Origin of the sequence: Parafrankia irregularis, from assembly GCF_001536285.1 — a bacterium.
GTDB classification, from domain to species: Bacteria; Actinomycetota; Actinomycetes; order Frankiales; family Frankiaceae; genus Parafrankia; species Parafrankia irregularis.
This window is the reverse complement of the sequence record NZ_FAOZ01000039.1, coordinates 24,516-50,608: the sequence shown is the minus strand read 5'-3', so window position 1 is coordinate 50,608 and position 26,093 is coordinate 24,516. Positions and strand designations below refer to the sequence as shown.

General features: G+C 72.9%; 21 protein-coding genes. 14 read left to right on the top strand and 7 right to left on the bottom strand.

Going from position 1 to position 26,093, the window contains the following annotated elements; translation table 11 throughout:
• The 8 genes from AWX74_RS34405 (at position 1) to AWX74_RS34370 (ending at position 6,278) form a co-directional block, all read left to right on the top strand.
• The gene (locus tag AWX74_RS34405; RefSeq protein ID WP_091285233.1) at positions 1-1,269 is read left to right on the top strand and encodes an NAD(P)/FAD-dependent oxidoreductase; all 1,269 of its coding nucleotides are present in this window, start codon (positions 1-3) and stop codon (positions 1,267-1,269) included.
• Positions 1,270-1,456: 187 nt separating this feature from the next.
• Complete coding sequence (locus tag AWX74_RS34400; RefSeq protein ID WP_165615914.1) at positions 1,457-2,989, top strand: Gfo/Idh/MocA family protein; 1,533 nt, start codon at positions 1,457-1,459, stop codon at positions 2,987-2,989.
• 31 nt (positions 2,990-3,020) lie between these two features.
• On the top strand, positions 3,021-3,344 hold the full coding sequence (locus AWX74_RS34395; protein WP_091285226.1) for an Rv2175c family DNA-binding protein: 324 nt from the start codon (positions 3,021-3,023) through the stop codon (positions 3,342-3,344).
• Between the two features lie 141 nt (positions 3,345-3,485).
• A complete protein-coding gene (gene thiS / locus AWX74_RS34390; RefSeq protein WP_006545313.1) occupies positions 3,486-3,713 on the top strand; it encodes a sulfur carrier protein ThiS in 228 nt (75 codons plus the stop codon).
• A 4-nt stretch (positions 3,714-3,717) separates the two neighbouring features.
• Positions 3,718-4,422 (top strand): thiamine phosphate synthase, encoded by a 705-nt coding sequence (locus AWX74_RS34385; RefSeq protein WP_091285284.1) that lies wholly within the window; start codon positions 3,718-3,720, stop codon positions 4,420-4,422.
• 24 nt (positions 4,423-4,446) lie between these two features.
• Positions 4,447-4,836 carry a lycopene cyclase domain-containing protein gene (locus AWX74_RS34380; RefSeq protein WP_091285223.1) on the top strand — a complete coding sequence of 130 codons (390 nt, stop codon included), beginning with the start codon at positions 4,447-4,449 and terminating at the stop codon, positions 4,834-4,836.
• Positions 4,833-5,135 carry a lycopene cyclase domain-containing protein gene (locus AWX74_RS34375; RefSeq protein ID WP_006545316.1) on the top strand — a complete coding sequence of 101 codons (303 nt, stop codon included), beginning with the start codon at positions 4,833-4,835 and terminating at the stop codon, positions 5,133-5,135. The genes AWX74_RS34380 and AWX74_RS34375 overlap by 4 nt, the downstream gene beginning before the upstream one ends.
• Positions 5,136-5,177: 42 nt before the next feature.
• Complete coding sequence (locus AWX74_RS34370; RefSeq protein ID WP_091285219.1) at positions 5,178-6,278, top strand: hypothetical protein; 1,101 nt, start codon at positions 5,178-5,180, stop codon at positions 6,276-6,278.
• 14 nt (positions 6,279-6,292) lie between these two features.
• Here AWX74_RS34370 and AWX74_RS34365 read toward each other — a convergent pair whose 3' ends face one another.
• The 3 genes from AWX74_RS34365 to AWX74_RS34355 are packed head-to-tail and all read right to left on the bottom strand — an operon-like array spanning position 6,293 to position 14,098.
• A complete protein-coding gene (locus AWX74_RS34365; RefSeq protein ID WP_226931360.1) occupies positions 6,293-11,434 on the bottom strand; it encodes a hypothetical protein in 5,142 nt (1,713 codons plus the stop codon).
• On the bottom strand, positions 11,427-12,629 hold the full coding sequence (locus AWX74_RS41775; protein WP_226931361.1) for a hypothetical protein: 1,203 nt from the start codon (positions 12,627-12,629) through the stop codon (positions 11,427-11,429). The genes AWX74_RS34365 and AWX74_RS41775 overlap by 8 nt, the downstream gene beginning before the upstream one ends.
• The gene (locus tag AWX74_RS34355) at positions 12,626-14,098 is read right to left on the bottom strand and encodes a hypothetical protein (RefSeq protein ID WP_091285282.1); all 1,473 of its coding nucleotides are present in this window, start codon (positions 14,096-14,098) and stop codon (positions 12,626-12,628) included. The genes AWX74_RS41775 and AWX74_RS34355 overlap by 4 nt, the downstream gene beginning before the upstream one ends.
• Positions 14,099-14,413: 315 nt before the next feature.
• Here AWX74_RS34355 and AWX74_RS34350 point away from each other — a divergent pair, with 315 nt between their 5' ends.
• Positions 14,414-14,995 carry a TerD family protein gene (locus AWX74_RS34350; RefSeq protein WP_006543692.1) on the top strand — a complete coding sequence of 194 codons (582 nt, stop codon included), beginning with the start codon at positions 14,414-14,416 and terminating at the stop codon, positions 14,993-14,995.
• Between the two features lie 851 nt (positions 14,996-15,846).
• Positions 15,847-16,518 carry a sulfotransferase family protein gene (locus AWX74_RS34345; RefSeq protein ID WP_242666556.1) on the top strand — a complete coding sequence of 224 codons (672 nt, stop codon included), beginning with the start codon at positions 15,847-15,849 and terminating at the stop codon, positions 16,516-16,518.
• 69 nt (positions 16,519-16,587) lie between these two features.
• Here AWX74_RS34345 and AWX74_RS34340 read toward each other — a convergent pair whose 3' ends face one another.
• A complete protein-coding gene (locus AWX74_RS34340; RefSeq protein WP_091285212.1) occupies positions 16,588-16,893 on the bottom strand; it encodes a type II toxin-antitoxin system RelE family toxin in 306 nt (101 codons plus the stop codon).
• A gap of 217 nt (positions 16,894-17,110) precedes the next feature.
• Here AWX74_RS34340 and AWX74_RS34335 point away from each other — a divergent pair, with 217 nt between their 5' ends.
• Together AWX74_RS34335 and AWX74_RS34330 are read left to right on the top strand one after the other, a co-directional pair.
• Positions 17,111-17,800 carry an HAD family hydrolase gene (locus AWX74_RS34335; protein ID WP_091285209.1) on the top strand — a complete coding sequence of 230 codons (690 nt, stop codon included), beginning with the start codon at positions 17,111-17,113 and terminating at the stop codon, positions 17,798-17,800.
• A 55-nt stretch (positions 17,801-17,855) separates the two neighbouring features.
• Entirely contained in the window at positions 17,856-18,272 is a 417-nt protein-coding gene (locus AWX74_RS34330; RefSeq protein WP_091285207.1) for a CoA-binding protein, read from the top strand.
• A gap of 19 nt (positions 18,273-18,291) precedes the next feature.
• Here AWX74_RS34330 and AWX74_RS34325 read toward each other — a convergent pair whose 3' ends face one another.
• A complete protein-coding gene (locus tag AWX74_RS34325) occupies positions 18,292-20,421 on the bottom strand; it encodes a hypothetical protein (RefSeq protein ID WP_091285279.1) in 2,130 nt (709 codons plus the stop codon).
• A gap of 589 nt (positions 20,422-21,010) precedes the next feature.
• Positions 21,011-22,582 carry a glycosyltransferase family 2 protein gene (locus AWX74_RS34320; RefSeq protein ID WP_091285205.1) on the bottom strand — a complete coding sequence of 524 codons (1,572 nt, stop codon included), beginning with the start codon at positions 22,580-22,582 and terminating at the stop codon, positions 21,011-21,013.
• 337 nt (positions 22,583-22,919) lie between these two features.
• Between AWX74_RS34320 and AWX74_RS42190 the strand changes: the two genes are divergently transcribed.
• Complete coding sequence (locus tag AWX74_RS42190) at positions 22,920-23,279, top strand: DUF5999 family protein (protein WP_193209870.1); 360 nt, start codon at positions 22,920-22,922, stop codon at positions 23,277-23,279.
• Between the two features lie 127 nt (positions 23,280-23,406).
• Complete coding sequence (locus tag AWX74_RS34310) at positions 23,407-24,951, top strand: phosphatase PAP2 family protein (protein ID WP_479724507.1); 1,545 nt, start codon at positions 23,407-23,409, stop codon at positions 24,949-24,951.
• 23 nt (positions 24,952-24,974) lie between these two features.
• Here AWX74_RS34310 and AWX74_RS34305 read toward each other — a convergent pair whose 3' ends face one another.
• Positions 24,975-25,814, bottom strand: a complete 840-nt coding sequence (locus tag AWX74_RS34305) for a hypothetical protein (protein WP_091285200.1) — start codon at positions 25,812-25,814, stop codon at positions 24,975-24,977.
• Positions 25,815-26,093: the final 279 nt, after the last annotated feature.

Genomic DNA, 26,093 nt, shown 5'->3' with positions numbered 1-26,093 from the left:
ATGGACCGCATCGTTGTCGTCGGTGGCGGGCTCGCGGGCGGGCGAACCGTCGTCGAGCTGCGCGAGCAGGGATTCTCCGGGGCGATCACACTGGTCGGCGCCGAGGAGCACAGGCCGTACGACCGGCCGCCGCTGTCCAAGGCGGTGCTGTCCGGCCGGACGGATGACACGACCCTGCCGTTCGACCTCGACGGTGTCGAGCTGCTGCTGGGCCGGCACGCGACGGGCCTGCGCCCGGGTGTGCTGGAGACCGACGGCGGCCCGATCGAGTTCGACGGGCTGGTCCTCGCGACCGGTGCGGCCCCGGTGCGGCTGCCGGGCTCGGCTGACCAGCGGGTGCTGCGCACCATCGACGACGCCCGGGCGCTGCGGGAGACGCTGCGCCCGGGGGCGCGGCTGGTGGTCGTCGGTGCCGGCTGGATCGGGGCCGAGGTCGCCACGCACGCGGCCGCGCACGAGGTGGCCGTGACCGTCGTCGAGGCCGGTGCCAGCCCGCTGCTGGCCCTCGGGCCGGTGGTCGGCGGGCATACCGTGCCCTGGTACGCCGCCGCCGGCATCGACCTGCGTCTCGGCGCCGCCGTCGCGCAGATCCGTTCGGACGGTGTGGAGCTCGCCGGCGGTGAGTTCCTGCCCGCCGACGCCGTGGTCGTCGGGGTCGGTGTCCGTCCGGACGTCTCCTGGCTGGAGTCGTCCGGGTTGCAGCTCGACCGCGGCGTCGTCGTCGACGAATGGATGTCGGCCGTACCCGGCGCCGACGCCGGCGGTGCGGGTGGCTACCGGCCCGGGTCGGTCGTCGGGGCCGGTGACTGCACGGCCTGGTGGTCGCGCCGCTACGAGCGCCGGATGCGGGTCGAGCACTGGGAGTGCGCCCAGGAGTCGCCCCGGGTCGCCGTCGCCACCCTGCTGCGGACGCTCGCCGGCGGCCAGCCGAGCTCGGAGTCGCCGGACGACATCTACAACCCGGTGCCGTACTTCTGGTCGCAGCAGTTCGGGCGCATGATCCAGTTCGCCGGTCTGCCCGGCCCGGACAGCACCCTGGTGCTGCGCGGCGATCCGACCGCGGTCGCACCTCCCGGGGCGAAGAAGGCTCCCGGCTGGTCCGCCGGCTGGTTCGCGCCGGACGGGCGCCTGGTCGCCCTGGCCACCGTCGCCAGGCCGCTGGACATGGTCGCCGGCCGGCGGATGCTGCTGGCCGACGCGGCGCCGGACGTCGCGAAGTTCAGCGACCTGGACATCGCGCTGAAGGAGCTGGCCCCCCAGCCGGTGTAGTCGCAGGGCTTGGCTTGTCGGGAGGGCCCGGCGTAGCTGCCGGGCCCCGCGGCCGTGGGCCCGGCATGCGAGGCTGCGGGGCAGTGTGTGCATGGATGCGATGTGTGCCCGGACGGTGCGGTGAGTGCCCGGGCGTACCACATGCACACACTGTGCTCGTCCGGGCAGTTTCTACTAAAGTGCCGGCGTGCCAAGCATTCACCTGGTTTCGAACCTCCCTGGCGTGAATGCGCTCGGTGATCATCTTCGCGCGGTCGGTCTTGGTCCCACGTCCGCGCGTTCGGCCGATGCTCTGCTCGTGCTGATCGACCGGCCGCTGGATCACGTCGAACAGGACCTGCTCGACCGCGCGCGGCAGTCCGTGCCGGTGCTGCTGGCTGGGCCGACGGTCCGGTCACTGGCCCCGGACAGCCCGCTCATCGAGGCGTCCGGTCTCACGCCCGGCCGGGTGACCCCCGCGTACGAGCTGCGGCTTGCCCCCGGTCCGGACGGTGCGACCGTCGCCGCCCGGCTGGGCTCCTTCACGCCGCGCGACTCGTGGATCGTCCCCGAGAAGGTCGCCGAGGACGTCGAACGGCTGCTCACCGTCCGCCACGAGATGAGCGACCAGCCGATCTGCACCTGGCGTCCCGCGAGCGGCCTCGGCGTCTTCACGCTGGGCACCTCCGCGCAGGTGCTGGCCGACCCCCGCTACCACCGGCTCGTCGGGCGATGGCTGCGGCACGCGCTCGGCGTCCGCGACGGTGCGCCGGTCAGGGCCGGGCTCATCGGCGCCCCGGATGTCTTCGGGGTGCACACCGCCGCCCTGGACGCGGTCGACGGCCTGACGCTGGCCGCGCTGTGCGACGGCGGGATGTCTCCGGGCCCCGGCCAGGACGTCGACCGGTTCGCCCGGCGGGTCGACGACCCGGACGACCTGGTCAACGACCCGGAGCTCGGGCTGGTGATCGTCGCCACCCCGACCCACACCCACGTCGAGTGGGCCCGGCGCGCGCTGGAGGCCGGCAAGCAGGTGCTCGTGCACCCGCCGGTCTGCCTGAGCACCCAGGATCTGGACGAGCTCACCACGCTCGCCACCAGCCGGTCCCGCGTGTTCGCCGGCTATCCCGAAGGCCTCAACGACCCGGCGCACCGGGCGATGCGCGCGGCGGTCCGGCGCGGTGACCTCGGCGGGCTGCTGTGGATCGAGATCTTCTCCGGTGGGCTGCGGCGGCCCACCGGAAGCTGGCACGACGACGAGCGGATCAGCGGCGGCCTGATCTTCGACCGTGGCGCCGCGCCGCTGGAGCGCGTCCTCGACCTTGTCGACGACCAGGTCGAATGGGTCAGCGCCTCGGCGCACAAGCGGGTCTGGCACCACGTGACCAACGCTGACCATGTCCGGATCCTGGTGCGGTTCGCGGGTGGCTGCGAGGCGCAGGTGACGATCTCGGACGTCGCCGCGGGTCTGCGCCCCGGCACCCAGCTGGTCGGCACGACCGGCTCGCTGGTCGCGCGGCCGAAGGGCTCACCGGTCCTCGTCGGCCATGACGGGCGGCGGGTCACGCTGCCCGTCGACGCCCCCGACCCCGCGCTCTTCCACCGCGATTTCGCCGACCACCTGGTCTCCGGCTGGCCGCTGGCGCACGGCAGCGCGCAGCGGGCCCGGGTGCTGGTGTCGCTCCTGGAGGCGGCACGCAGGTCGGCGGCGTCCGGCGGCACCCAGGTATCACCGACCTGACTTGACCCTTCCAGGGTGTTTACTCTTGACCATGGATTGGCTGACCTTGCCCGACGTGGCTGACGCACTCTCCGTGCCCGTCACGCGGGTGCGCCAGATGGTCCGCGACCGCACCCTGCTCGCCAAGCGGTTGGACGGTGTCCTGAAGGTGCCCGCCCTGTTCGTTCAGGACGGCGCGGTGCTCAAGGGCCTGCCCGGCCTGCTCACCGTGCTCTCCGACGCCGGCTACAGCGACGACGAGGCGCTGGACTGGCTGTTCCGCGAGGATCCGAGCCTGCCCGGCACCCCGATCAGCGCCATGGTCGAGAACCGGGGCAAGGAGGTGCGGCGGCGCGCTCAGGCGCTGGGCTTCTGACCGCCTGCTCTCCCGAGCGCGTGTTCCTCCACCCACCAACCTTCCGACCCGGGTCCGAGCCAGCGCTCGGGCCCGGGTCGGCCTGCTTGCGCTGTCGGTGAACCGCCGGAGCGCGGCGTCCGCTCCCGTAGGGTCGTCGGTATGGCTGATCGTCCTACCGGCGCCCAGGCGCGGATCGTGGTCAACGGGGAGGCGAGGGAGGTGCCGGTCGGGCTCGCCGTGGCGGACCTGCTCGTCCAGCTGGGCCTGCGGCCGGGCTCGGTCGTCGTCGAGCTGCGCGGAGAGGCGCTGACGCCTTCGGAGACGGCCGCGGCGCACCTGGCCGACGGCGACGTCCTGGAGATCGTTCGTGCTGTCGCGGGAGGCTGAGCCGGTGCCACTGTCGGAGAACGTCCCCGTGTCGGCCTCGGCGCCGCGTGCCCGCCGGCTCGCCCGGCTGCTCGACGCCCGGCTGTACCTGTGCACGCCCCGTCACCAGACCGACACCGCCTTCTACGAGAAGGTGCTGGGTGACGGCCGGGTGCCGGGTGTGGACCTCATCCAGCTTCGGGAGAAGGGGCTGGAGTGGCGCGACGAGCTGGCGGGGCTGGCCGCGATGGCGGCGGCGGCCGTGCCGTCCGGTGCGCTGGTCAGCGCGAACGACCGGGCGGACGTCGCCCGCTTCGCCGGGGTTGACATCCTGCACGTCGGCCAGGACGACATCCCGCCGCGGCTGGCCCGTGACCTGCTCGGGCCGGACGTGCTGATCGGGCAGTCCACGCATGACCCCGACCAGTTCCTCACCGCGCTGGCCGACCCGGACGTCGACTACGTGTGTGTCGGGCCGGTGCACGCGACCCCGACGAAGGAGGGCCGGGCTCCGGTCGGGCTGGAGCTGCCCCGGCTCGCGGCCCGGCACGCGCCGCCGTTCGAACCGGGCGCGAAGCCGTGGTTCGTCACCGGGGGAGTGGCCCCGCACACCCTGGACGCCATTCTGGAGACGGGTGCGCGCCGCGTCGTGGTGGTGCGGGGCATCACCCAGGCAGCCGATCCGGGGGCGGCCGCGGCCGCGCTCGCGGGCCGGCTGCGCGAGGCCTGATCACCTGTCGGGGCGGGTGCGACCGTGGCTCATCTGAGCTATCTGGCGGTGCTGCTGGGCTGCCTGGTCGCGACGGCGCCGCTGGAGCTCCTGCTGCGGACCAGGGTGTACGCCCGGCCACGGCGCCTCGCGCTGGCGATCGCGCCGGTGCTGGTCGTGTTCGTCGGCTGGGATCTGTACGCGATCGCCCGCGGCCACTGGGACTTCGACCCGCGCCGAACCACCGGCATCGTCCTGCCCGGTGGCCTTCCCCTCGACGAGGTGCTGTTCTTCGTCGTCGTGCCGGTGTGCGCGGTGCTCGCGCTGGAGGCGGTGCGGGCCGTGACCCGGTGGCAGGCCGGTGACGAGGGCGACGGGCGCGGTCCCGGGCCCGCCGGGCGCCCCCGGGGCAGGCATCCTCGGGGCCGGCGGTGAGCTACACCGCGCTGGCCGTCGTCGGGGTCGTGGCGACCCTGGTGCTCGACCTGTGGATCCTGCGGACCAGGCTGGTCACCCGCAAGCTGTTCTGGACCGCCTACGCGATCATCGTCTTCTTCCAGCTCATCACGAACGGCATCCTGACCGGCTTCGACATCGTCCGGTACGACCCGGACGCCATCGCCGGGCCGCGGCTCGTGTTCGCGCCGATCGAGGACCTGCTGTTCGGGTTCGCGTTGGTGACCCAGACCCTGGTCTGGTGGGTTTGGTGGGGACTACGTCACGGAAACGAGTGAATTCGGCCTCCGGGTCCACTTTCGGGCCTACGCTTCGACTCAATGAGACAACGGAGGGCGGCCGAGGTCGAGTCGGTCGGGCGGCATCGATCGCCCTGGGGCCGCTCGAACCGGATCCTGCCGATCCGCTGGGGGCGGATCATCGCCGCCGTCGTCACGGCCGTGGTGGTGGTGTCGGGCCTCATCCTGGTGCACGGCCTCGGCCCCGGCCGGCCGTCGCCGACGGCGGAGCCTGCGGGCTCGGCCACGACGATGGTCACGCCGGCACCCGGCGAGCCCACCCCCGACCCGCCCGGCCAGACCTCGCCCGGCTCAACCGTCGGGCCGTCCGCCGGTGCCGTGGGGTCGACCGGGCCATCCGGCGCCGCCGGGGCGGCCGGCGCCGTGGGGGCGGATGCCCGGGCGACGGACGCGGGCTCCCCGCCGCGGGCGGGAACCACGCCGGCCACATCCCGTCCGGCGGCGACGCCGCGTGCGGGGGCATCCACCACACCCGCCAGTCGTCCCGCCGGCCCGGTGCTGGGGCTGAGCAGCAGCGATGTCGCGTTCGGTGACGTGGAGTCGACGATCAGCGTCGAGCTGATCGGCGTCGGGACGGCCCCCGCCCGGGTGAGCGTGGGCGCCACGCCCGCCTGGCTGAGCGCCGTTCCCCACGAGGGCGTGGTCGACCCGGGCGCCCGGGTGCCGCTCGTGATCACCCTGAACCGGGCGACCGCACCGCCGGGCCCGGTCGACGTCTTCGTCCCGGTGGCCGCGGTCGACGGTTCCGGCGGCGGGAAACTGCACGTCACCGCGAACGTGTCCGGCGCCCCGGAGCTGCGCGCCTCGCTTGCCCCGGCCGAGATCGTCACGGCGAACTGCCCCGCGGACCGGGGCAGCACCCAGGCGATCGTGAGCGCCACGGTCGTCGACCCGACCGGTGTCTTCGGCGTCGAGGTCCGAACCCGCGCACCGGACGGCACCGCGTCGACCAACGCCCTGGGGCTCGTCACCGCCACCGACGACCGTTCGACCTGGTCCGGCCCGATCGGGCCGGTGCCGACGGCGGGGACGATGAGCTACACCGTCGTGGCGACGGACCTCGACGGGCGGCGGTCCGAGGTCACCGGATCGGTCGAGGTACGCGCCTGCTCCGGCGGGTAGCGGCGCGTTCGTGTTCAGTTGACTCCGGCGGCTCCGGCTCCGGCTCCGGCTCCGGCGGGGGCGGGGGGTGAGCCGGGTAGGTTCCTGCGGAAGACCCTGGCGGCGCTGATCATTCCGGCGGCGTCGGTCCCGCCAGCGATCCGCGGCGGCACGAGCCCCGCGAGCAGCCGTTCCTGCACCCGCAGGTACTTCATGCCGGCCCGCAGGTCGGCATCGTTGCGCAGCCGGATGACCAGCCGGAACGCACTCAGCGCCGTGGTGTCGAACAGGCCCGTGGTGTAGATCAGCTGGACGCCGAGCCGGTCCGCCACCGCCAGCTGCAGGTCCAGCAGGTAGCTCGCGCTGGCCCGCCCGATCGGATTGTCGAGGAACAGCACGCCGGCGTGCCGGGCCCGCAGCCGGCCGCGGTCGTTCGCGCGCAGGGCGGCCATCGTGCAGTAGAGGATGATCGCCGCGGTCAGCTGCTGGCCGCCGGAGAAGACGTCGCCGAGCTGGGAGATCCGGACGCGCTCGGTGCGCAGCACCGCGTCCGGCTTGAGGATCTCCACCCGGACCCCGCCGGGGAGCGCGGCCCGCACACCGCGCACCAGCAGCGTCATGCCGTCCCGGCGGACCCCGGCCGGCAGCGGCCCGCCGGCGCCGGGCGTTCGGGGCGGGGCGCTCGTCCTGGCAGCCGAACCGCCGGTGCCAGTGCCAGTGTTGGTGGCCGCGCCGCTCGCGGCGGCATCCACGACCTCGCCGAGCGCCTCGGTGAGCGCGACCGGATCGGGTTCGGCGAAGGTGATGCGCAGGAACTCCTGCCCGGACCAGTCGCCGAGCTGATCGGGCAGCCGGGACAGCCGCTGGGCGGAGCGCAGGGTGCCGAGGGAAGCCCGGACCATTCCCTCCAGCCGCGCGACGATCGCGGCCCGGTTGCGTCCGATGTGCGCGAGGTCGTCGTCAAGGCTGCGCAGCCGGGGAGCCAACGCGGCGGCCCAGCCCTCGGCGTTCGCCGCCACCGCGTCCCGGCCGGCCCGCACCATCTGCCTGCGGGCCGGTGTGCGCACCGCCTCGAACCGCCCGCCGGCGGCCCAGGAGGCGACGGCGTCCGCGGCCACCCGAACCCGGCCGGCCGCCTCGGCGTGCGCCGCGACCGCCTGCCGCCAGGTCGCCCGCAGCTCGCGGGTCATCGCCGCCGCCGCGGCGGCATCGCCGTCGAACGGCGCGATCGTCGCCCCGGCCTGGCCGTCTGTTCCGACCAGGCGGCCTGGTCCGGTGTGGTCGCCTGTCCCGGTGTGGTTGAAACGGTCGGCTGGGTTGCCGGGGCCGGCCGTCGTGCTGACGGCCCCGTCCGCGATCGTGCCGGTCGACTCGGCGTCGGCGAGCAGGTCGGACAACGTCCCGGCGACCAGCCCGAAAGCATCCCGCTCACGTTCATGATCCGCGGTGTCGCGGATCAGGTCGTCCAGTGCCGCCTGAGCGGTCTGGGCATCGGCGTCGGCCTCCCGGCAGGCGTCGGCGCGGGCCTGCTGCCAGTGCAGCGCCTGCTCGAGGGACTGGGGCCCGTCCTCGGGCGGCATCGGGTGCGCGCCAGCGGCACCGACCCTGGCCGCGGTGTGGTGCAGCTCCTGGCGCAGACCGCCGAGCCGTTCGCGGGTGGCGTCGAGGGCCCGTCCGAGCTCGGCTGCCGTGCGCCGGGTGGCGGCCTGGGCCGTGGCCCGCGCGGTGGCGTCCCCACCGTCGGGACCGGCGAGCAGAACCTCGCAACGAGCCCGGATGGCGGCCGACAGACCTTCGACGCCCGCGCGTGCGGCCGCGTGCGCCCGCCACGCGCGATCGAGCTCGCCGCGTAGGTCCGCGCCGACCTCCACCTGCGCGTAGGCGCGTTCGGCGGCCTCGTACGCCGCCCGCAGCACGGGTACCTGCACCGGCGGAGCGCCGGGCGACACCGGCCCGCCACCGCCACCGCCGTCGCTGTCGGTGGCGCCGTCGGTGCCGCAGTCGCTGTCGGTGCCGAGGTCGCCGTGGCTGTCGTCCACCGCGCTGTCATCCACCGCGATGTCGTCGAGCACAAGGTCACCCGCGCCGACCACCGACGCGGACTCGGTCAGCGCGGCCTGGGTGTTGCGGGCGGCGTCGTCGGCCCGGCGCAGGGCTTCCTGCGCCGCCAGGCGGGAGGCGGCGCAGCTGGCCCGATGCTGTTCCGCCTCGGCCGACATCTCGGCGGCCGTCGCCTCCAGACGGGCGATCTCGTCCGTCAGGCCGGCTGCCTCATCGATCACGTGGACCAGCTGGTCCAGCGCGGTGGCCCGCGCGGAGCACTCCTGCTCGACGACCCGCAGGCGTTCGACCTCCGCCACCGCGCGCTCCGCGGCCCGGGCGGCCGCGGCGACCCGCTCCTGCGCGTCGGCCAGCGCCCGGGCGGCGATGTCCACGGTGCCCGCGGCGTCGCTCACGGCGGCGCGCAGGCCCGGAATCCGGCCCGGGGGGTTCGTCCGGCGCCAGCCGGCGACAGCCGCGGCGAGGTCGCGGTCGCCGCGCGCGCGGGCGCTCAGCTCGGCGGCCTCGGCGCACCGTTCGTCGTGCCGGCGGCGGATCGACGCGCGTTCGGCCGCGGCGGCGGCGCTGTCGTACAACGCCGGATTGGGCGGGACGAGGAAGGTGCCGTCGGCGCCGACGGTGCTCTCAAGGCCGGGCGCGGTGGGCTCGAGCGGTGTTGGCTCGAGCAGCCGCGCGGGACCGACGACGATCGCGCAGTCGGGCCGGATCCGTGCCCGGTCCAGGACCGCCCGTGCGGTGTCGACGTCCCAGCCAGCCTGGATGACGACACCGTCGACAAGGTCGGGACGGGCCCGCAGCACCTGCTCACGGGAGCCCTCGTCGACCTTGTTCGCCAGGTGGTGCCAGCCGGCGGTGGCCGGGATGCCGGCGCGTTCGAGCTCGGCGACGACCTCGCCGACGGCGGCCCGGGCCGGGCGCAGGTCACCGTCGCCCAGCGCGCGCAGGACACGCTGGTCCGCCTCGGTGTCGACGGACAGCGCGAGCTGGCGCTCCTCGGCCGTCAGCACCGCGGCGGCCAGGGCGTCCAGCGCGACCTCGGCGTCGACGTCGAGATCAACCGGTTCCGCGGCGCCGGCTCCGGCTCCGGCTCCGGCGCCGGAGCCGGAGCCGGGCTGGGACGGGTGGCCCGCGTCGAGCCCGAGCAGAGCGGCGATCCGGCCGTCCGCGGTCAGCGCGCCGGCGGCTCCGAGCGTCGCGTCCAGGTCGGAGGCCAGCCGGGCGAGCTCGGCGTTCGCGTGGTCCAGGCCGCGCTCGGCGTCGCGCTGGGCGTCCTGTGCCTGCCGATGGTCGGCGGAACGGGCCGCAGTGGCCAGTGCGTCCCGGACGGCGGCCCGGGCGTCGTCCGCCAGCCTCGCGGCCTCGGCCGCCACCTGGCGGGGCTCACGCCCGGGCTGGTCCAGCAGCCCGTCGCGGACGGCCTCGGCCTGCAGCCGGTCAGCGCGCTCACGTCGCTCCCGCAGCCCGGCGGCACCCGCCCGGGTCGTGGCAGCCGCGTCCGCGGCGGCACGGTCCGCGACCGCGGACGACTCGGCCGCCAGGTTGTGCGCCGCGGCACCCGCCCGCGCCCGGGTCTCCTCCGCCCGAGACGCGGCCGCGAGGCGGGCCAGACCGACGACGAACGCGCGGGCGGCGGCGTTGCGTTCGGTGAGAGCGGGGGCGGACCGTGACTCGGCGTCCGCCACCAGCCGGGTGAGCCGCTCGGTCTCGTCGTCGGCGGCGGTGAGCCGCAGGACGTCCTCGGCCGCCCGCCACGCCTCGAGCTCCTCCACGGCGTCACCGTGGCGTCCGACGAGCTCGTCGCGGGTCGCCTCCGCCTCGGCGAGCCGCAGCTCGGCCACCCGCAGGCGTGCGGCCAGCTCGCCACCCGTCGCCCGCGCCCGGGCGCGTTCGGCCTCCTCGACCGCGGTGCGCACACGTCGGCCGCGTTCGTCCAGCGCCGACGTGCCGGAATCGGCGAGAGCGATCCTCGCGTCGACCGCGGCGGCCGCCTCCCGGACCGTCCCGTGCAGCTCCCGCAGCCGGCCCGCCGCACCGGCGCGAGCCTGGACGGTCTGCACCAGTGGGGTGAGCCGTTCCAGCGCACCGGCGACGAACTCGCGCTCCGCCTCCAGCGCGGCCCGTTCGGCGAGCTTCGCCGCGTAGCCCTCGACGACGTCGGCGACGCCGGCCGGATCCTCCGGCGGTGTGACGGCCCGCAGAAGGAAGTCGACGAACTGCTCGTCACTGTTGAACGCGAAGGCCTCCGCGGCCTCACCCTCGCCGGCGTTCATCGCCCGCTGGTAACGGAAGAGCTCGGGGTCCAGGCCCAGCGCGTCGAGCCGTTCGCTCCAGGCGCCCTGGTTGGTCTCCCAGCCGAGATCGAGCTGCTGGTCGGCCGCGCCGGCCTCGGCGAGCCGGGAACGGAAGCCGGCGAACGTGACCTGCCGTCCGTCCTGGACGAAGGGCAGGTTGGTGATGTCCAGACCCGGGCGGGGGCGGAAGGAGTACCAGGCCTCGGCCAGGCGGGACGGGTCCGTGGTGGTCCGGCCCCGCCATTCGCTGACCTTGCCGGTGACCACCCGTTCGCCGGTGACTGCATGTTGCCACTCGCAGACCACATGCCCGCAGTCGCGCGGCAGGACGAAGTTGTCGAGGACCCGCCCGTTGGACGTGCCCACGACCTGGCGACGTCCGGGCAACACGACCGAGAAGATCAACTTCATCAGGACGCTCTTGCCGCCGCCGTTCTCCAGGAACAGCACGGAGGCCGGAGACGGCCGCAGCGGCTGTGTCGGCACCGCTGGCGACGGCTGTGCCGGCACCACCGCCGTCACCGGTGCCGGCAACGGGAGCATCGCCGCCGTCGTCACCTCGTGCGGGGTGGCGGGGGGCACTGCGGCCGTGGTGGTCCCGGGAACGGCGTTGCCGGCCACCGCGCCCGGCAGGTCGACCTCCGGAGGAGCTGTGTCCTGACTGTCACTGTCCGCCGCACCATGGACCACATCGGTGCCGAAGAGCCCATCCTGACGGTGGCCGGCGACCGGCGCGCCGACCCCGGAGAAGTCGAGCAGGACGTCGCCGAACCGCGCACCGGGCGGTCCGATCGCATGGAGCCGAACCTTGGAAAGCTCAAACATCGCCCACCTCCGGGCCCGAACCCGCCACCTGGCTGCCCACTACCTGGCTCTGGCTGTCTGGTGCCGGGCTGTCCGGAACCTGGCCCGCGGGGTCCTCCGCCGCGGCGCCCGGCGTGTCATAGCCGGGCAGCACAGGCGCGGCGGAGAGAACTCGTACCCCGCCGCCGCCGTCCGCGACCGTCACCACCCCGAGGCCGAGCAGCTCCTCCAGCGCGGCGTCGGCGGCGAGCTCCCGTACCTGGATCTGGTAGCGAGCCGTCGTCCGGTAGGTGCCGCCCGCCTGCTCGCTGACCGGCACCAGGCATCCCGATTCGGTCAGGAAGCTCATCGCCCGGGCGACGATCCCGGACGTCGACCCGGCCAGGCGCCGGGAGTCCCGGGTCGTCCCGGTAGCCGGGCGCCGGGAGTACAGGCGCCACGCCGCCTCGAGCGTGCGTCCGTCGCCGGGCGACGCCACTTCGTCGCACTGGTCGCCGGCGGTCCGCTGCTCCAGCAGCCGGCAGGCCTCACGGACGAAGGCGTCCACGCCGTCGACACTGACGCGTCCGATGTAGGAGTCGTCCACCAGGTCCGCCGGCCGTGGGAACGCGAGCGCGGCGACCGCGAGCTGTGCGATCGCGTGCAGCAGCCGCTCGGCGGACCGGTGCTCCCCGCCTGCCCGGCGCGCGTAGTCGCCCATCCGGACGGTGAACGCCGAGTCCTCGGCACCTCCGACGACGAAACCGGCCCGTTCGGCCACGTCGAGCACGACCAGCCCGAGGCCGGCCGCGGTGGCCTGCGTCAGCGCGGCGAACTGCGGCTCCCGCAGGTAACGACGGACGAGCTCGGCGTACCTGCCATCGCGGGCGGGCACCAGCTTCGGCCGCAGGCCGTAGGCGATGAGCCGGCCCGCCTCGAAGGCGTCCGCGTGGTGCCGGCGGGTGTCCTGGCCTGGCTGACCACCGGGGGTGAAGCCGAGGCCAGCAGTGTCGTCGCCGGCGAGAACGCTGTCGTCCATGACCGTGATGGCGTCGTGGCCCGTCACGGCAGCGGTGTCCGTGAACGTGTCAACGTCGGCGTCGGCGTCGAGATCGACGAACGTGTCGAGGCCGGCCCCGGTCTCGATGTCCGTCTCGGTCTCGATGTCCGTCTCGGCCCTGCTGTCCGTTTCGGCGACGGTGCCGGGCCCGGTGGGGCTCGCGTCGATGAAGGTCAAGGTGCTGTACCGATCATGGCAGGTGGGAGAGTGGAAACGTCGTCGTCCACGGTGTCCGGCGCGGAGATGAGGACTCGGCCGACGAGGAGGTCCGCCCCGCCGAACCAGGGATCATCGAGTTCGGTGCCGTCGTCGCAGGCAACCGTCAGCAGGGGGTCGCCCTGCCGTGCGGCGGCGGAGATCCGTGGGCTCAGCGCATGGGTGGCGAGCAGCGCCACCAGGTCCGCGGCGTCCGGGCCGCCCCTGCGCCTCGCCTGTTCCAGCAGGTCCGACAGGCGTCGAGGAGCGTCCGGCGCGATCTCCATGACCGCGGTGGCGTGGGCCCAGGCCTCGTCGTCGAACCTGTCCGGTTCCCGAATCGGTACAAGGTCCGCCTCGACGATCGGAGATCCGAGCGGCTCGTGTTCCACCGGCGGTGTGAGGAGTCCGTCCACCAGATCGGCGAGGCGCATCGCACGCGGCGAGCGCACGCCGACCGCTCCGGGGAAGAAGACCGCGGCCGGCGTCAGAGCCGTCGCCCCGGGCAGGGTCAGCACCGGCATGAGCAACTGTGTGTAGAGATCGATCCCGCCGCGTGCGGGCACGTCCGCGAACTGCTGGCGGTCCTGCTCCGCGCGGAACACGGCGCCCGCCTCGAGCAGCCTCGCCTGAAGCTGGGTGTGGCGCCGCACGCAGTCGGTCACGATGGCGACGAGCTCGGCGGCCTGCCGTTTGTGATCGGCGTCGTCGGCCGCGTCGCGGTAACGCCGGATGTGGGTGAGGATGGCGTTCTCGTGTCGATATCGTTGCTCGACGTGGCCAAGTGCCTCGTCGAGCAGAGCCGGCACCGCACGTAGCCAGTCCACCGCCAGCACGTTGCGCCGAGTCGCGTCGAGCTGCCGGCGAAGCTGCTCGGCGTACTGGACGGTGCGGTACCGCGCCGCCTCCGCGGCCGCTCGGGCATCCGCCAGCCGGCCCCGCCGGATGAGGTTGTCCAGCGTGACCTCCGCGGCGATCTGCGCCGAGGTCACATCCGTGTCCAGCGCCCCGATGAGAACGGTGACCGCCTCGTCGGTGGCGCGCAGGTACACCTCACCCTCGCCGTCGGTCAGCTCGACCAACAGCTTGAAGTCGAACCGGCGACGCACATACCGACCGTCTGCCCGGTACGTGCCGTAGATGACGTCAAAGCCGCGGTCCACGCTTCCGACATTGATCAGATTGCTCAGGACCCAACGGGCCACCCGCTCGTGCTCGGCGCGCCCCCGCTCGGGTGCCTGCGCGGCCACGAGCGGGATGAGTCTGCGCAGCACCTGCTCGTGGTCCGCTCCGCGGTCGAAGTCCATCGCGACCGTGACCAGGTCGATGGCATGCAGGGCGAGCTCCGCCATCGCGTAGACGTCGAAGTCGCCGCCGTCCAGGTACGACTTGCGGGCATCCAGGTCGTGGAGAGGCTGCGTGAGTGCGAGTGCCTTCCGCCGCCGGATCATCCCGCTGTCGGCCGACCCCGCCGCCGCGGCTGTCACCGATCGGCCTGTCGCCGGGCGGGCAGCAGCCGGCCTGACAGCGTGCGGGCGGGCAGATCGCGGGCGGGGAGCGCGATGGTGGGTGCTGCGACGTCAGCCTTCCCGGGCGGCAACAGGCGGATCTCCACTTCTGGCAGCCTAGCCTGGGCGGATTGGGTTCGATGCGCGCCGGTGTGGTCCGTCACGGGCTTCCTTCACCCTGCGTAGTGGTACGGCTGCGGTGATTGAAGTCGGGTGGGTGGGCTGCGTAACCTGCCCAGACAGGGCTAGGCTTTCGGTATGACCTCGGTGTCGCTATCCAAAGGCGCCAATGTTTCGCTCAGCAAGGTCGCGCCGAACCTGACGGCGGTGACCATTGGGCTTGGTTGGCAGGTCCGGCAGACGACGGGCGCTCCGTACGATCTCGACGCCTCCGCGTTGGTGGTGGGCGACGCGGGGCACGTGCTGTCGGACGGCCACTTCATCTTCTTCAACAACCTGGTCAGCCCGGACGGTGCCGTCCAACATCTGGGCGACAACCTCGTCGGTGGGGGAGGTGGGGATGACGAACAGATCAACGTCGACCTGCGGCTCCTGTCGGCACAGGCGGCGAAGGTCGTGTTCGCGGTTTCCATCTATGACGCCGAGACGCGCCGGCAGACCTTCGGTCAGGTCCGTGACGCCTTCATTCGGGTCGCTGATGCGGTGACTGGCGCCGAGGTCGCCCGTTACGACCTCACCGAGGACGCGTCGACAGAGACCGCGATGATCTTCGGGGAACTGTACCGCTACGGCAGTGAGTGGAAGTTCCGGGCCGTGGGTCAGGGGTATGCCAATGGCCTGCGAGGCATCGCCCTCGACTTCGGCGTGAACGTGTCCTGACGGTTCCCGCTCGAACCCGCCCCGCGCTCGACGCCGAGTTCCCGCGCCCGGCCGGAGCCGCGGGGCGGTGCTCGTTGGCCGCTGCTACACCGAGGATCCGCGCGTGCCGGCGGTCGAGTGCATGGAGTGTGCGCTCCACGGGCTGGGCCGTCCGGGGCAGCCAGGTCCGGTGGCATATTTTGACCGGGGCGGTACGGGGCTCTGGCCGGTTGTTGATTGCTGAAAAGCAACATCGGCGACCATGATCTCTGACATCATAGGCGTACGGATGTCGATGGTGATCGGGAGATGCCCTTTGTGTGATACCCGGAGTGTGATACCCGGACGGTTTCGCCGGATGACGTGCCGCGACCTGGTCAGGCCGGGTGTGTCCCCCGCTGCGGATGGAAGATGACGGGTTCGACGGCGGTGCGGATCGGCCTTGTCGTTACCTGACCTCGCGATTCGCGCGGGCTCGAGGCAATCCGCGTGGGCCCGCGGCCGGAACGACCCGGTAGTCCCGCGACGCGTCGCAGCGCCACTTCCTGTTCTTGGGCCCGACTGGCCGCAACAGGCCGATCTCGGCCCCAGGTGCTTGGCCCCAGGCGCTTTTATCGGGCTTTCATCGCATTCTTGTCGTTGTCGTGATGTCGATTTCTGCTGACACTCCGGCGCGCGTCGAGGCGTGTTTTTGTGTCAATTCTCTCCGGTTGTTCGAATTTCCGGATTGTCGCTCGAAATTCGGGTAATTGAATGGCTTCAAAAAGGAAGCCTCCCTCCTTTCTTTCGGGTTGTTGGACCTTTCCTCTGATTGTTCGCTACTGTTGCGCGGGGGGTCTACGAAGGAGGAAATCTTGATCGATGTCCTTGGTGTGGGCTTTGGTCGGACCGGAACGCTCTCACTACAGGCCGCCCTCGAACGTCTCGGCTGCGGACCCTGTCATCACATGGACGAGGTGCTCTCGCATCGGGAGACCGTGCCGGACTGGATCGACGCGGCCCAGAGGGGTACTGCTGACTGGGATGCGCTGTTCCGTGGATATCGGTCGACCGTCGACTGGCCCGGCGCATTCTTTTGGCGGCAGCTCGCCGCTCACTACTCGTCATCCCGGGTGATTCTCACGGTACGCGATCCCGAGAAGTGGTACGACAGTGTCGCCAACACACTGTTCAAGGCCGCCGGTTCGGCTCCGCCCAGCGGTGTGGCGGTGAACCCGGAGGCGATGCGCGTGATGACGATGATGAATCTGATCGTCTGGGACGGTGTGTTCAAGGGCAGATTCGCGGACCGGGACCACGCGCTTCGGATTTTCGCCGAACACGGCGAGGCGGTACGGCGGGAGATTCCGGCCGACCGGCTCCTTGTCTTCGACGTCGCGGAAGGCTGGGGTCCGCTGTGTGAGTTTCTCGGTGTACCGGTTCCGGCCGAGGAGTTCCCGCGCCTGAACGACCGCGCGGCCTATGCAGAGAAGCACCGTGCACGGCTGGCCGCGGCGATGGCCCAGGCGGGCGGGCGACCGCAGGCGGCTCCGGCAATGCCCTGAACCGCATAGCCGCCCTGAACTACTCTCCGCCGGGCGACACGCCGGCCCGAGCGGTCGCCGGGTGAACCGTCACCGGCTCGGGAGGCCGCCTCCTCGGAAGGGCAGGCGGGAGGGGCTCTGGCGGCGGCCGACCACCATGACCCGCACGGTTCTGGTGTTGGCGTCGACCCGGTAGAGCATCCGCCAGCTTCGCGCGGACGTCTCGAACATCCCGACCTGCTGCTCGCCGACGAGCGGTGTGCCGGCCTTGCGCGGATCGTTGCGCAGCGGGCCTTCGAGGAACCGGCGCACCTCGGCGCCCAGCAGCTCGGGCAGTTTCGCCAGATCTCGTTCCGCCGAGCTGGAAAGCGTCACCTCATGCTTGTTGTCGCTCATCGGCGGGGACCACTGGTCGGGCGGCAGGAGGACCAGGAGGACACCGGCGGAGCGGACCGCAGGCCCGAGGCCGGCGCCGGACCGCGGCGCGCATTGTGCACCGCTTGATCGTAGCCTTCCGCCCGCTTGCGCGGCGCCAGGCTCGGCTCATGTGAGCACCATCCAGTGTTCGTGGTGCCCGGTTCCGTCCTGCGCGGGTGTGGGCGAGGATGGGCCGGTGGCTTTCTCCGGCGTTCCCACACCCGGCCCCGTCCAGGCTGTGATCTTCGATCTCGATGGCGTTCTGATCGACTCCGAGCAGGTGTGGGACGAGGTGCGCCGGGCGTTCGTGGCCGAGCGCGGCGGCCGGTGGGCCGCGGACAGCACCGCGATGATGATGGGCATGTCGACCGCCGAGTGGTCCGGCTACCTGGCCGAGCTCGGTGCCGGTGACAGTCCGGCGGAGATCGCCGCCGAGGTACGGGGTCGGGTCGCCGCGCGTTACGGGGACGCACCGCCGCTGCTGCCCGGAGCGGTCGCGGCGGTGCGCGCGCTGGCGGACCGGTGGCCGCTCGCTCTCGCCAGCTCGTCACCGCGTGCACTCATCGACCTGGTGCTGGATCGTTCCGGGCTCGTCAGGTACTTCCGGGAGACCGTCTCGTCCGAGGAGGTCGCCCGCGGCAAGCCAGCGCCTGACGTCTACCTGGAGGCCGTTCGGCGGCTCGAGGTGCCCGCCGGGGCCGCGGTGGCAGTGGAGGATTCTGAGAACGGGCTGCGGGCCGCTGCCGCTGCCGGGCTCGCCGTCGTCGCGGTCCCCAACGAACACTTCCCACCCGGTGCCGCGGCCCTCGCGCTGGCCTCGGCGCGGGTGGCCGGCGTCGCGGAGCTGACCGCCGAGGTCGTGCTCGCCGCGGTCGCACCGCGGTGAGCCGGGACTGCCGTTGATCGGGATTGTCCGTACGCGGCAGGGGGTTGGAACCTGCATGACGCAGAACTCGGACGCGGTCATCCGCAAGGTCCTCGCCGACACCGAGGTCTGGGCGGTGGTCGGCCTGTCGGAGAACACCTCACGTGCGGCCTACGGCGTCGCCGCCTACCTGCGCCAGCAGGGCAAGCGGACGATCCCGGTCCATCCGTCGGCGCCGGTCATCGACGGTGAGCAGGGCTATCCGACGTTGAGTGACATCCCCTTCGCAGTGGATGTCGTGGATCTGTTCGTTCGCTCTGATCTCGCCGGCCCGGTGATCGACGAGGCGGTGAAGATCGGCGCTGGTGCGGTGTGGACGCAGCTGGGCGTCCGCGACGAGGACGCGCAGTCGCGGGCACGCGATGCCGGGTTGGACGTGGTTGTGGACGCCTGCCCCCGGATCGAGGGCCCACGCCTGCTCGAGTGGCACTGAGGCTCCGGCCGGCGGTCGGTCAGCCAGTCGTCGGCTCGCCGGAACCGGTGCGCCCGGGCGGCATGGTCGGCGGGTCCCAGTCGGCTCCTTGCGCTTCGCTCGGGTTGCCCCGCGAGGGCCGGTTCTCCTGGCTTTCGCCGCCGGTCGCCGCCGGGCTGCCCGTCCGTCCGCCAGGAGTGGTCCGCCCGGCGCCCGCGCCGGTGCTGGCAGTGCGCCCGCTGCTGGCGGCTGGCGATGTGCCGGGGGTCGGCATCCGGGCGTCGGGGCCGAGGCTCACGGGTGGCCGCCGTCGCCTCTCACGTGTCTCGAAAGTGGCACCGGGAGGCCGTTTCGGTAGGGGAGCACCCCCGGCGGAGGGTCTGGGCGCGCCGTCGGTTGGTTCGCTGCCACCGCCGCTGTCAGTGGTGCCGCTGCCGCCGGTGGTTGTTCCGGTGCCAGCCGAGCTGGCGTCTGTGCTGCTGGCGTCTGTGCTGCCTCGGGGCCGGTCCCCGGCATGACCGCCGGGCGTCTCGCCGCCGCCCACGATCTCGCCGGGAAGCGTCGGCAGGTCGACGTCCACCGGGGGCAGGGGCCCCGTCGCGCTCACCGGCTCGAGGAGCTCGAACGGGCTGTGCGCGTCGGCGTCGCCGGTTCCCGATGCGAAACGCCAGGAGGTCTCGGCGGCGTCGCGTCGTTCCCGCCAGGCGACCACCAGCAGGTGGCCCTGCCGCGTCGCCAGCGCCGCCGCCGGGGGCAGCAGGAACAGCAGCGGCAGCATGTACCGGTAGTCGAAGCAGACGGTGGCGGCCGGTACGACGATCACTGCCGCCCCGGCGCCGATCAGGAACAGACAGTCCACGCCGATGCGCCGGCGCTCGGCGGTCAGCTCATGCCAGCGGGTGCGTCCGTCACCGCCGCGCAGGCCCGCCGGCACGATGCGGGGCAGTGCCGCGAGGCAGGCCAGCAGCCCCAGCCCGGCGGTCACGGCGAGCGCCGGCCCGGGAGTGAAGCCCCGTGTCTGGTACGAGCGCAGGAGACCGGCCCAGGGCTCGGTGATCGTCCGCGTGGGGTGGTCGTCGCCCTGCAGCCCGAGCAGCGGCTCGCTGTTGTGCAGGTAGCGGGGCTCGTCGCTGGTCGGGAACCGCCACGTGGCGTCTGGCCAGTCCTGGGGGCCGACAGGACGTCCCGGCTTGAAGAAGTGCCCGAGGTCCGTGCCGACGGTGCGCAGGTAGTCGGCCGGCTGCCTGGTGATGACCTGCCAGGCGAAGTCCCTGAGCAGCGCGTCGCGTTCGTCGGCGGAGACGTCGAGGTTGTTGGCGGGGCTGTTGCGATCCCACACGTAGTAGCTCGGATCGGGACGTTCCCCGACCGGATGCGGTGAGCACAGGGAGAGCTGTTCGGGCTTCAGGTCGAGCTGGTCGCAGTCGGCTATGGGCGCGACCCTGCCGTACAGCCAGGCCGCGTCGCCGCCGGTCAGGCCGATCTTGCCGTGCGCGGAGTTGAACCAGCTCGCGTAGGCGATCAGCGGCGCGGCGAGGAAGACGCCGAACACCGAGATCCGAAGCCAGCCGAGCCGCCGCAGCACGACGTAGCCGAACGCCAGCAGGCCGATGGCGACACCGATCGTGCGTACCAGCCCGGAGGCGCCCAGCAGCAGGCCGGCGAGCGCCAGCGCCCACACCGAGGGACGTCGGGACCACATCAGCGCGACCATGGCGGCCACGAGGGCGACCGCGAACAACGTCTCGGCCATCACGAAGTGCTCGATGACGATCTGGTACGCGTCGAGCAGCAGCGGAGCCGCCGCGAGCGCGGCGATCGGGGCGGCGACCCGGCGGTGGACGAGCAGTGCGTACAGGGCGGTCGCCACGGCGATCGCCAGCACGTGCTGGACGGTCGGCACGACCCACAGGCCCGCGCCCGTCTCGCTCAGCAACCGCAGGAAGGCCGGATAACCGGCGGGGCGCATCTGATCGGGTTCTGACAGCGCTGACAGCCGTATGTAGGCGTATGAGTCGCCGTTGAACTCGAAGGCGGGCCGGTAGCCGACCGCCGCGGCCAGCCGAAGCGCGACTCCGACGAGAAGGAGGACTCCGAACACGGAGTGCCGGGCGAGGAAGGAGAACCGTCTGCCGGCGGAGGGGACGTCGCCGGAGGGGGCGGTGGCCACGCGCGTGGCGGCGGTGCGCGTGGCGGTGCGCCGCCGTGTGTCGGCTCGGGCGGCCAACCCAGGACCCGATGCCGGCCTGGTGTCTCCCGCGCCTCCTGTGCCTTCCCTGTGGGCAGGACGAGCCGAACCACCGGCACCGCCAGCGCCTGCGCCGGACCTGCCCGCACCGGACCTGCCCGCACCGGTCGCCGGCCGTGTCGGGTGCGGTGGGAGCGTCTCGAAGCCGTGGTCCGGACTGGGCCCGAGCGCATCAGCGAGGCTCACCGGCGCGAGGCTCACCGGCGTGTGGTCCGTGGGACCGCTCCGGTGGCCGCCCTGCTGGTCGCCCCGCGGTGCGGTGCCACCCGGTCCAGTGCTGCCCGGGGCATCGGGGGCGTCGAGGGAGCCGGCGACGGCGTCGGCCTGTCCTGGTGCCTTCACAGGAACCATGGTCCACGATCGATCCGAGAAATTGCCTGAATGGTCCCCTTTGGGCCCCCGATTGTGTGGGTGGATCACTGAGCCTTTTCCGCCGCCGACTCGGACCCCCCGTCCGCGACCACGCACCGTGAGATGAAGAAGGCTCACTGTCTTTCCCGATCGCAGTGGGTCAGTGCTGGTGGGCGGGAATTCCGCGGTGCGTGCTTGGAGGGTCCACTGGCAAGGCTGTCTCCTCGCTGCTGCCGTGCCCGGAGGATCCGTTGTCGGCGTTCCGCGGCGCGGGGTCTGGCACCGCTGCCGCCCCAGGCCGGGGCGTGTCCGGCGAGGCAGGCAGGGCGGACGAGTCGTCGTCGACCGGCGGGGGGCCGGGAGTCGGCGCCTCGCCGACCGCTCCGGCTCTGGAGGGGGCCGCGGCGGAGAGCGGAGCCCAGCCGGCGCGGCCATGGCCTCCGCTGGGCCCGGTGGTCACCAGCCGCAGGAAGAACGAGCCGAAGGCGGTCTGCGTACCCAGCACCATCAGCGACATCGCCAGCAGGGCCGGTCGCAGCTCGTTGAGCGGCCCCATGTCGTTCGCCAGCCATCGGATGAGGACGACGCCGTCGATGGCGAGACCCGCCGCGAACAGCACGCCGCCCAGGGCCAGGCCGCGTTCGAGGGAGAAGCGGCGGTGAATCGACGTGAGCGGCCAGCGCCGGCGCTCGGGCCACCCCGCCGCATGGTTGTGGACGTCCGCGAAGACACCCAGAAGCACCAGTTGCCACCCGAGGATGGTGAACAGCGCGAACAGTACGGAGAAGTGCAGGTCGAGGCGGTGGAAGCCGAGGTCGAGCGCGCCGGGCAGGAGCGCGAGCTGCCCGGCCGCGCCCACCCCCAGCAGCACGAGCCCCGGAAGCACGAACAGGTGGCGCGGTGCCAGGAGAAGCATGAAACGCAGGTGACGCCAGCCATCGCGCAGTGAGTGGAGCTTGGAGGCACCAACTCGCGGGTGATAGGTGATCGGCACCTCCTCCATGCGAAGCTCGGCCCGCCCGGCCGCGATGACCAGCTCGGAGGCGAGCTCCATTCCCTCGCAGCGCAGCCGCATGCGCCGGTACGCATCGCTGGTGAAGGCGCGCATCCCCGAGTGCGCGTCCGAGGAACGGACGTCGAACAGGCGGTTGAGGATGCCGGTGAGGACCGGGTTTCCGACGTACCGGTGCAGCCACGGCATCGCGCCGGGCAGGATCTCGCCCGCGAAACGGGAACCCAGCACGTAGTCGGCCCGCCCGGCGCGCAGGGGGGCGAGCAGCGCGCCGAGGTCGGAGAAGTCGTAGGTGTCATCCGAATCGCCCATGACCAGGAAACGGCCCCGGGCGGCCGCGAAACCGGCGAGGTACGCGTTGCCATAGCCGCGCCGCGCCTCGCGCACCACCCGCGCGCCCGCGGCGGTGGCGACAGCGGCCGAGTCGTCGGTGGAACCGTTATCCACGACGACGACCTCGCCCGCGACCCCGGCGGCCGCGAGGCCTGCCAGCGCCTTGCCGACGCACACGCCGACGGACTCCGCCTCGTTGAGGCAGGGCATCACGACGGACACCTGGAGACCACCGTCAGAGCTGCCCTCCGGCCCGGCTGTGCTCTCGGGCCTGGCTGAGCCGTCGGGCCTGGCTGCGTCGTCGGGCCTGGCTGTCTGGCCCGCCCAGAGGAACGGGCGCGTGGTGCCGGGCGCCGGACCGCCGATCGTGCGCGAGTCGTTCACCATGCATGACCCCCCACAGGCCTGGCCCTGACGTGGCTCCGGTCGAACCCGTTTCTGGCAGGAATCCCGAATTCCCTGGTGATGGCAGTCTGCCCAGGGTGGCCGGCAACCGCACACCAGCCAATCCTCGGATCCCGAACCGGCCCGACGCTCTGCGTAAGGCTGCAATCTACCGATTGGCGGCGTACTGAGAGATCATCGGCGGCGGCGGCCACACGGAGATACGCCCAGGCGCGCCCGGCGACCACGGCGACATCAGAGCGGGCCGGTACGACGAGACACGCCGGTGGCCCCACAGGCGCCCGCGTGTGACGTGCCTAACGGAGAGGCGTAACCTCTGGTGCTCGTGCACCAAGGAAGTGTTTTTGGCCAGGCGTCTGCCACGGCGGCGCCGTCACTGGGCGCAGAGCCGTCCAGCGATCCCTCCTCCGTCTCTCCCACGTCCCGGCGGCGCTGCCCGCACGACCCGCCGTGCCCGGCCGCGGAAGGCGCAGACCGTGACGCGGCGGTGGTCACCAGCCGGCACTGCGACCAGGGCTGGAGCCTCCTCTGCAACGGCGTGATCCTCTTCGAGGACACCGGCGAGATCCTGCCCACGGGTCGCACCGTGGAGCCGCGCCGGCCGCTGCCCAGGCCAGGGTGCGTACCGCGGCCGCCGCTGCCGCGCCGCGCGGCCGCGGCGACGCCGACCCCGGTCTGACCGCTGGTCCCGGTCTGACCGACCGCCTCGGTCGGTGGGTCCGCCTCGGCCAGGCAGTCGGCCACCGAAGGCGCCTTTGACGTCCGGAAATGCCTGCATGTACCCGGCGAACGGGTACCGTTCCGGCGTGACATCCACGCGGCGACCTCCGCGACCTCCGCGACTGGCACGGCTGCTGGTTCGCCATGACGTCGAGATCGGCCGGCGGCTGCTACGGAGCGGCACGGCCCTCGACCGGGCGATGTTCTCCTCGCTCGCCGACGCCAGGCCGCTGCTGGATCCGCTGCTGCCACGGATTTCGCACGCCGCCGACCACGGGATGCTCTGGTGGGGCGTGGCGGGCGTGCTCGGTGCCAGCAAGGGCCGTCGCCGCTCCGCAGCGCTGCGTGGCCTGCTCGCGCTGGGTGTCGCCAGCACCGCCGCCAACGGCCCGGCGAAGCTGCTGTTCCGTCGGGATCGGCCGCCGACCCACGGTGTTCCGCCGCTGCGTCGGCTTGGCCGTGATCTGACGACTTTCTCGTTCCCGTCCGGGCATTCGGCGTCTGCCGCGGCGTTCGCCACGGGGGTCGCGCTCGACGCGCCGGTCGCGGCTGTTCCCGTCGCGGCGCTGGCAGCCACGGTCGCCTTCTCCCGGGTCTATGTCGGCGCCCACTTCCCGGGGGACGTCGTGGCGGGAGTCGCGCTCGGTGTCGGTGCCGGCCTGCTGACGACGAAGGTGATGCCCCGGCGGCCCGGGACGCCCGCCCGAGCCCGGCCCGCGTCCGCCTGGGCCCCGGCGCTGCCCGATGGGGCGGGGCTCGGTGTGGTCGTGAACGCCCGCTCGGGTGCCGGGCACCATGCCGATCTGATCGACGTGCTGCGGGCCGACCTGCCACGAGCCGAGATCGTCGAGGTCGGTCCCGGCGAGGACATCACCGCGGCCCTCACCCGGATGGCGGCGCGCAGCCGCGTGCTCGGTGTCGCCGGCGGCGACGGAACGATCAACACCGCGGCGGTGGTGTCCCTCGCACGCGGTGTGCCGCTCGCGGTCTTTCCCGCCGGGACCCTGAACCACTTCGCCGCCGACATCGGCCTGAGTGGGCCCGGCGACACCGTCAAGGCGGTCCGTGACGGCACGGCCGTCGCGGTGGACGTCGGGCAGGTGGACGGGATCGGCGCGACCGGTGCGCGGTTCACCCGGAACTTCGTCAACACCGCCAGCTTCGGCGGCTATCCGGACATGGTTCGCATCCGGGAGCGTTTCGAGCACCGGATCGGCAAATGGCCCGCCATGCTGCTCGCGCTGAGCTGGGTGCTGTGGAACGAGCCGCCGTTCGAGGCCGAGATCGACGGGGAGGCCCGCCGGATCTGGCTGATCTTCGTCGGGAACGGACGCTATCTGCCCGACGGCTTCGCGCCGACCTACCGAACCCGCCTGGACGAGAGCCTGCTCGACCTGCGGGTCGTCGACGCGGCGGCGCCGTTGGCCCGACTGCGGCTCGTCGGCGCGGTGCTGACCGGCCGGCTGGGCCGCTCACGGGTCTACGAGCAGCGCACCGTCGAGCGGGTGCACATCGCGTCCAACCAGGCGGCACCGTTGCCGTTCGCCGGCGACGGTGAGGTCAGCGAGGGTATCCGCCGGATCGCGGTCACCACGAGCCCTGCCCGCCTGGTTGTCTACCGGCCAGCCTGACGTTCAGGCCCCGGCGGCGATGTTCAGGCCCCGGCGGCGCCCTGCAGCGGGATCAGCGCACGCAGGGGCATGGTGAGCGTCGTGTAGACGTCCGGCTCGAGCAGGTCCTCGACGAGCAGCGCGCAGGCCAGGTCGGCGCACAGTTCCATGACCCGCTCGTCCGATGACGAGTCGGGCGCGGTGGCGAGCCGGCGGCAGGCCGGGCACAGCCGCCAGAAGCCCTCGGCGGCACTGCGGCGGACCAGCGTCCACACCCGCCGCCGCCCGGTCAGCACGGCGCTGTCGAAGGCCCGTTCCATCGCGGCCTGGTGGGCCTCGTCGTCGCGGGTCATCACGGTCGTCAGCAGGCCGTCGAACACCTCGAGGCTGGCCGGGTCGTGACAGCGGCGAGCCAGCCTCGGCAGGGTCGCCAGGACTCGCTTGACGTCGGCGGCGGCGGGGCCCAGATCCGGTTCGTGCGAGCGGACCCGCGGGTAGACCGTCCGCCAGGGACGCAGCAGCGCCGTGTACTCGGACCGGTTGAGGATCGGCTTGGCGTATGCGCCGGCGAGGGCGTCGCGCATGGCACGCAGCGCCGTCGACGTGATCGCGGGGTCGAGGGTGACGAACTCGGCGCCGGTGAGATCGTCGGCGTAGATCGCGGACAGCGCGTCGAACGCGGCGAGGACCTCGACGATGAGCGGGGAGTCCGGTGCCAGCGCCTTGTCCCGTGCGGAGGCGAGCTGCCCGGAGTTGCGCCACAGCGCGGCCAGCGAGACCAGCTCGCTGTCGGTGGTGTGCACGAGCTGCGCGAGGATCCCGAGGATTCCGCGGAGGTTCGGGTGCTCCTCCAGCCGGTCGATGCGGCGCGCCCGGAGGATCATGCCTGCCGGCCCGGCTGGCGGGTTGCCGCCCGATGGGCGGACGGACCGGTGGTCCTCGGGACACGCGTCACGTGCTCCTCCTCGATCTCGTGGCTGCCGGGCCGCGACAGGCCCCACCCCGCGCTGGGTAGCGCGCGGGGCGGTGCGCCGGATACAGGGGCATGACACGCCGGTCGGTCACCCGGAACCCCTGCGGGCCGGTGCCGTGGCGCGACGGATCCGGTTCCGCGGAGCGGGCTCCGCGGTGGTCGCGGACCGCGGGCTCGCGCGTGACTGCCG

Bases quoted from the DNA above. Each gene is read 5' to 3' on its own strand.
- AWX74_RS34405 (WP_091285233.1), top strand. From the start codon at position 1: ATGGACCGCATCGTTGTCGTCGGTGGCGGGCTCGCGGGCGGGCGAACC.
- AWX74_RS34395 (WP_091285226.1), top strand. From the start codon at position 3,021: ATGGATTGGCTGACCTTGCCCGACGTGGCTGACGCACTCTCCGTGCCC.
- thiS (WP_006545313.1), top strand. From the start codon at position 3,486: ATGGCTGATCGTCCTACCGGCGCCCAGGCGCGGATCGTGGTCAACGGG.
- AWX74_RS34370 (WP_091285219.1), top strand. From the start codon at position 5,178: ATGAGACAACGGAGGGCGGCCGAGGTCGAGTCGGTCGGGCGGCATCGA.
- AWX74_RS34365 (WP_226931360.1), bottom strand. From the start codon at position 11,434: ATGTTTGAGCTTTCCAAGGTTCGGCTCCATGCGATCGGACCGCCCGGT.
- AWX74_RS34355 (WP_091285282.1), bottom strand. From the start codon at position 14,098: ATGATCCGGCGGCGGAAGGCACTCGCACTCACGCAGCCTCTCCACGAC.
- AWX74_RS34350 (WP_006543692.1), top strand. From the start codon at position 14,414: ATGACCTCGGTGTCGCTATCCAAAGGCGCCAATGTTTCGCTCAGCAAG.
- AWX74_RS34340 (WP_091285212.1), bottom strand. From the start codon at position 16,893: ATGAGCGACAACAAGCATGAGGTGACGCTTTCCAGCTCGGCGGAACGA.
- AWX74_RS34330 (WP_091285207.1), top strand. From the start codon at position 17,856: ATGACGCAGAACTCGGACGCGGTCATCCGCAAGGTCCTCGCCGACACC.
- AWX74_RS34320 (WP_091285205.1), bottom strand. From the start codon at position 22,582: ATGGTGAACGACTCGCGCACGATCGGCGGTCCGGCGCCCGGCACCACG.
- AWX74_RS34305 (WP_091285200.1), bottom strand. From the start codon at position 25,814: ATGATCCTCCGGGCGCGCCGCATCGACCGGCTGGAGGAGCACCCGAAC.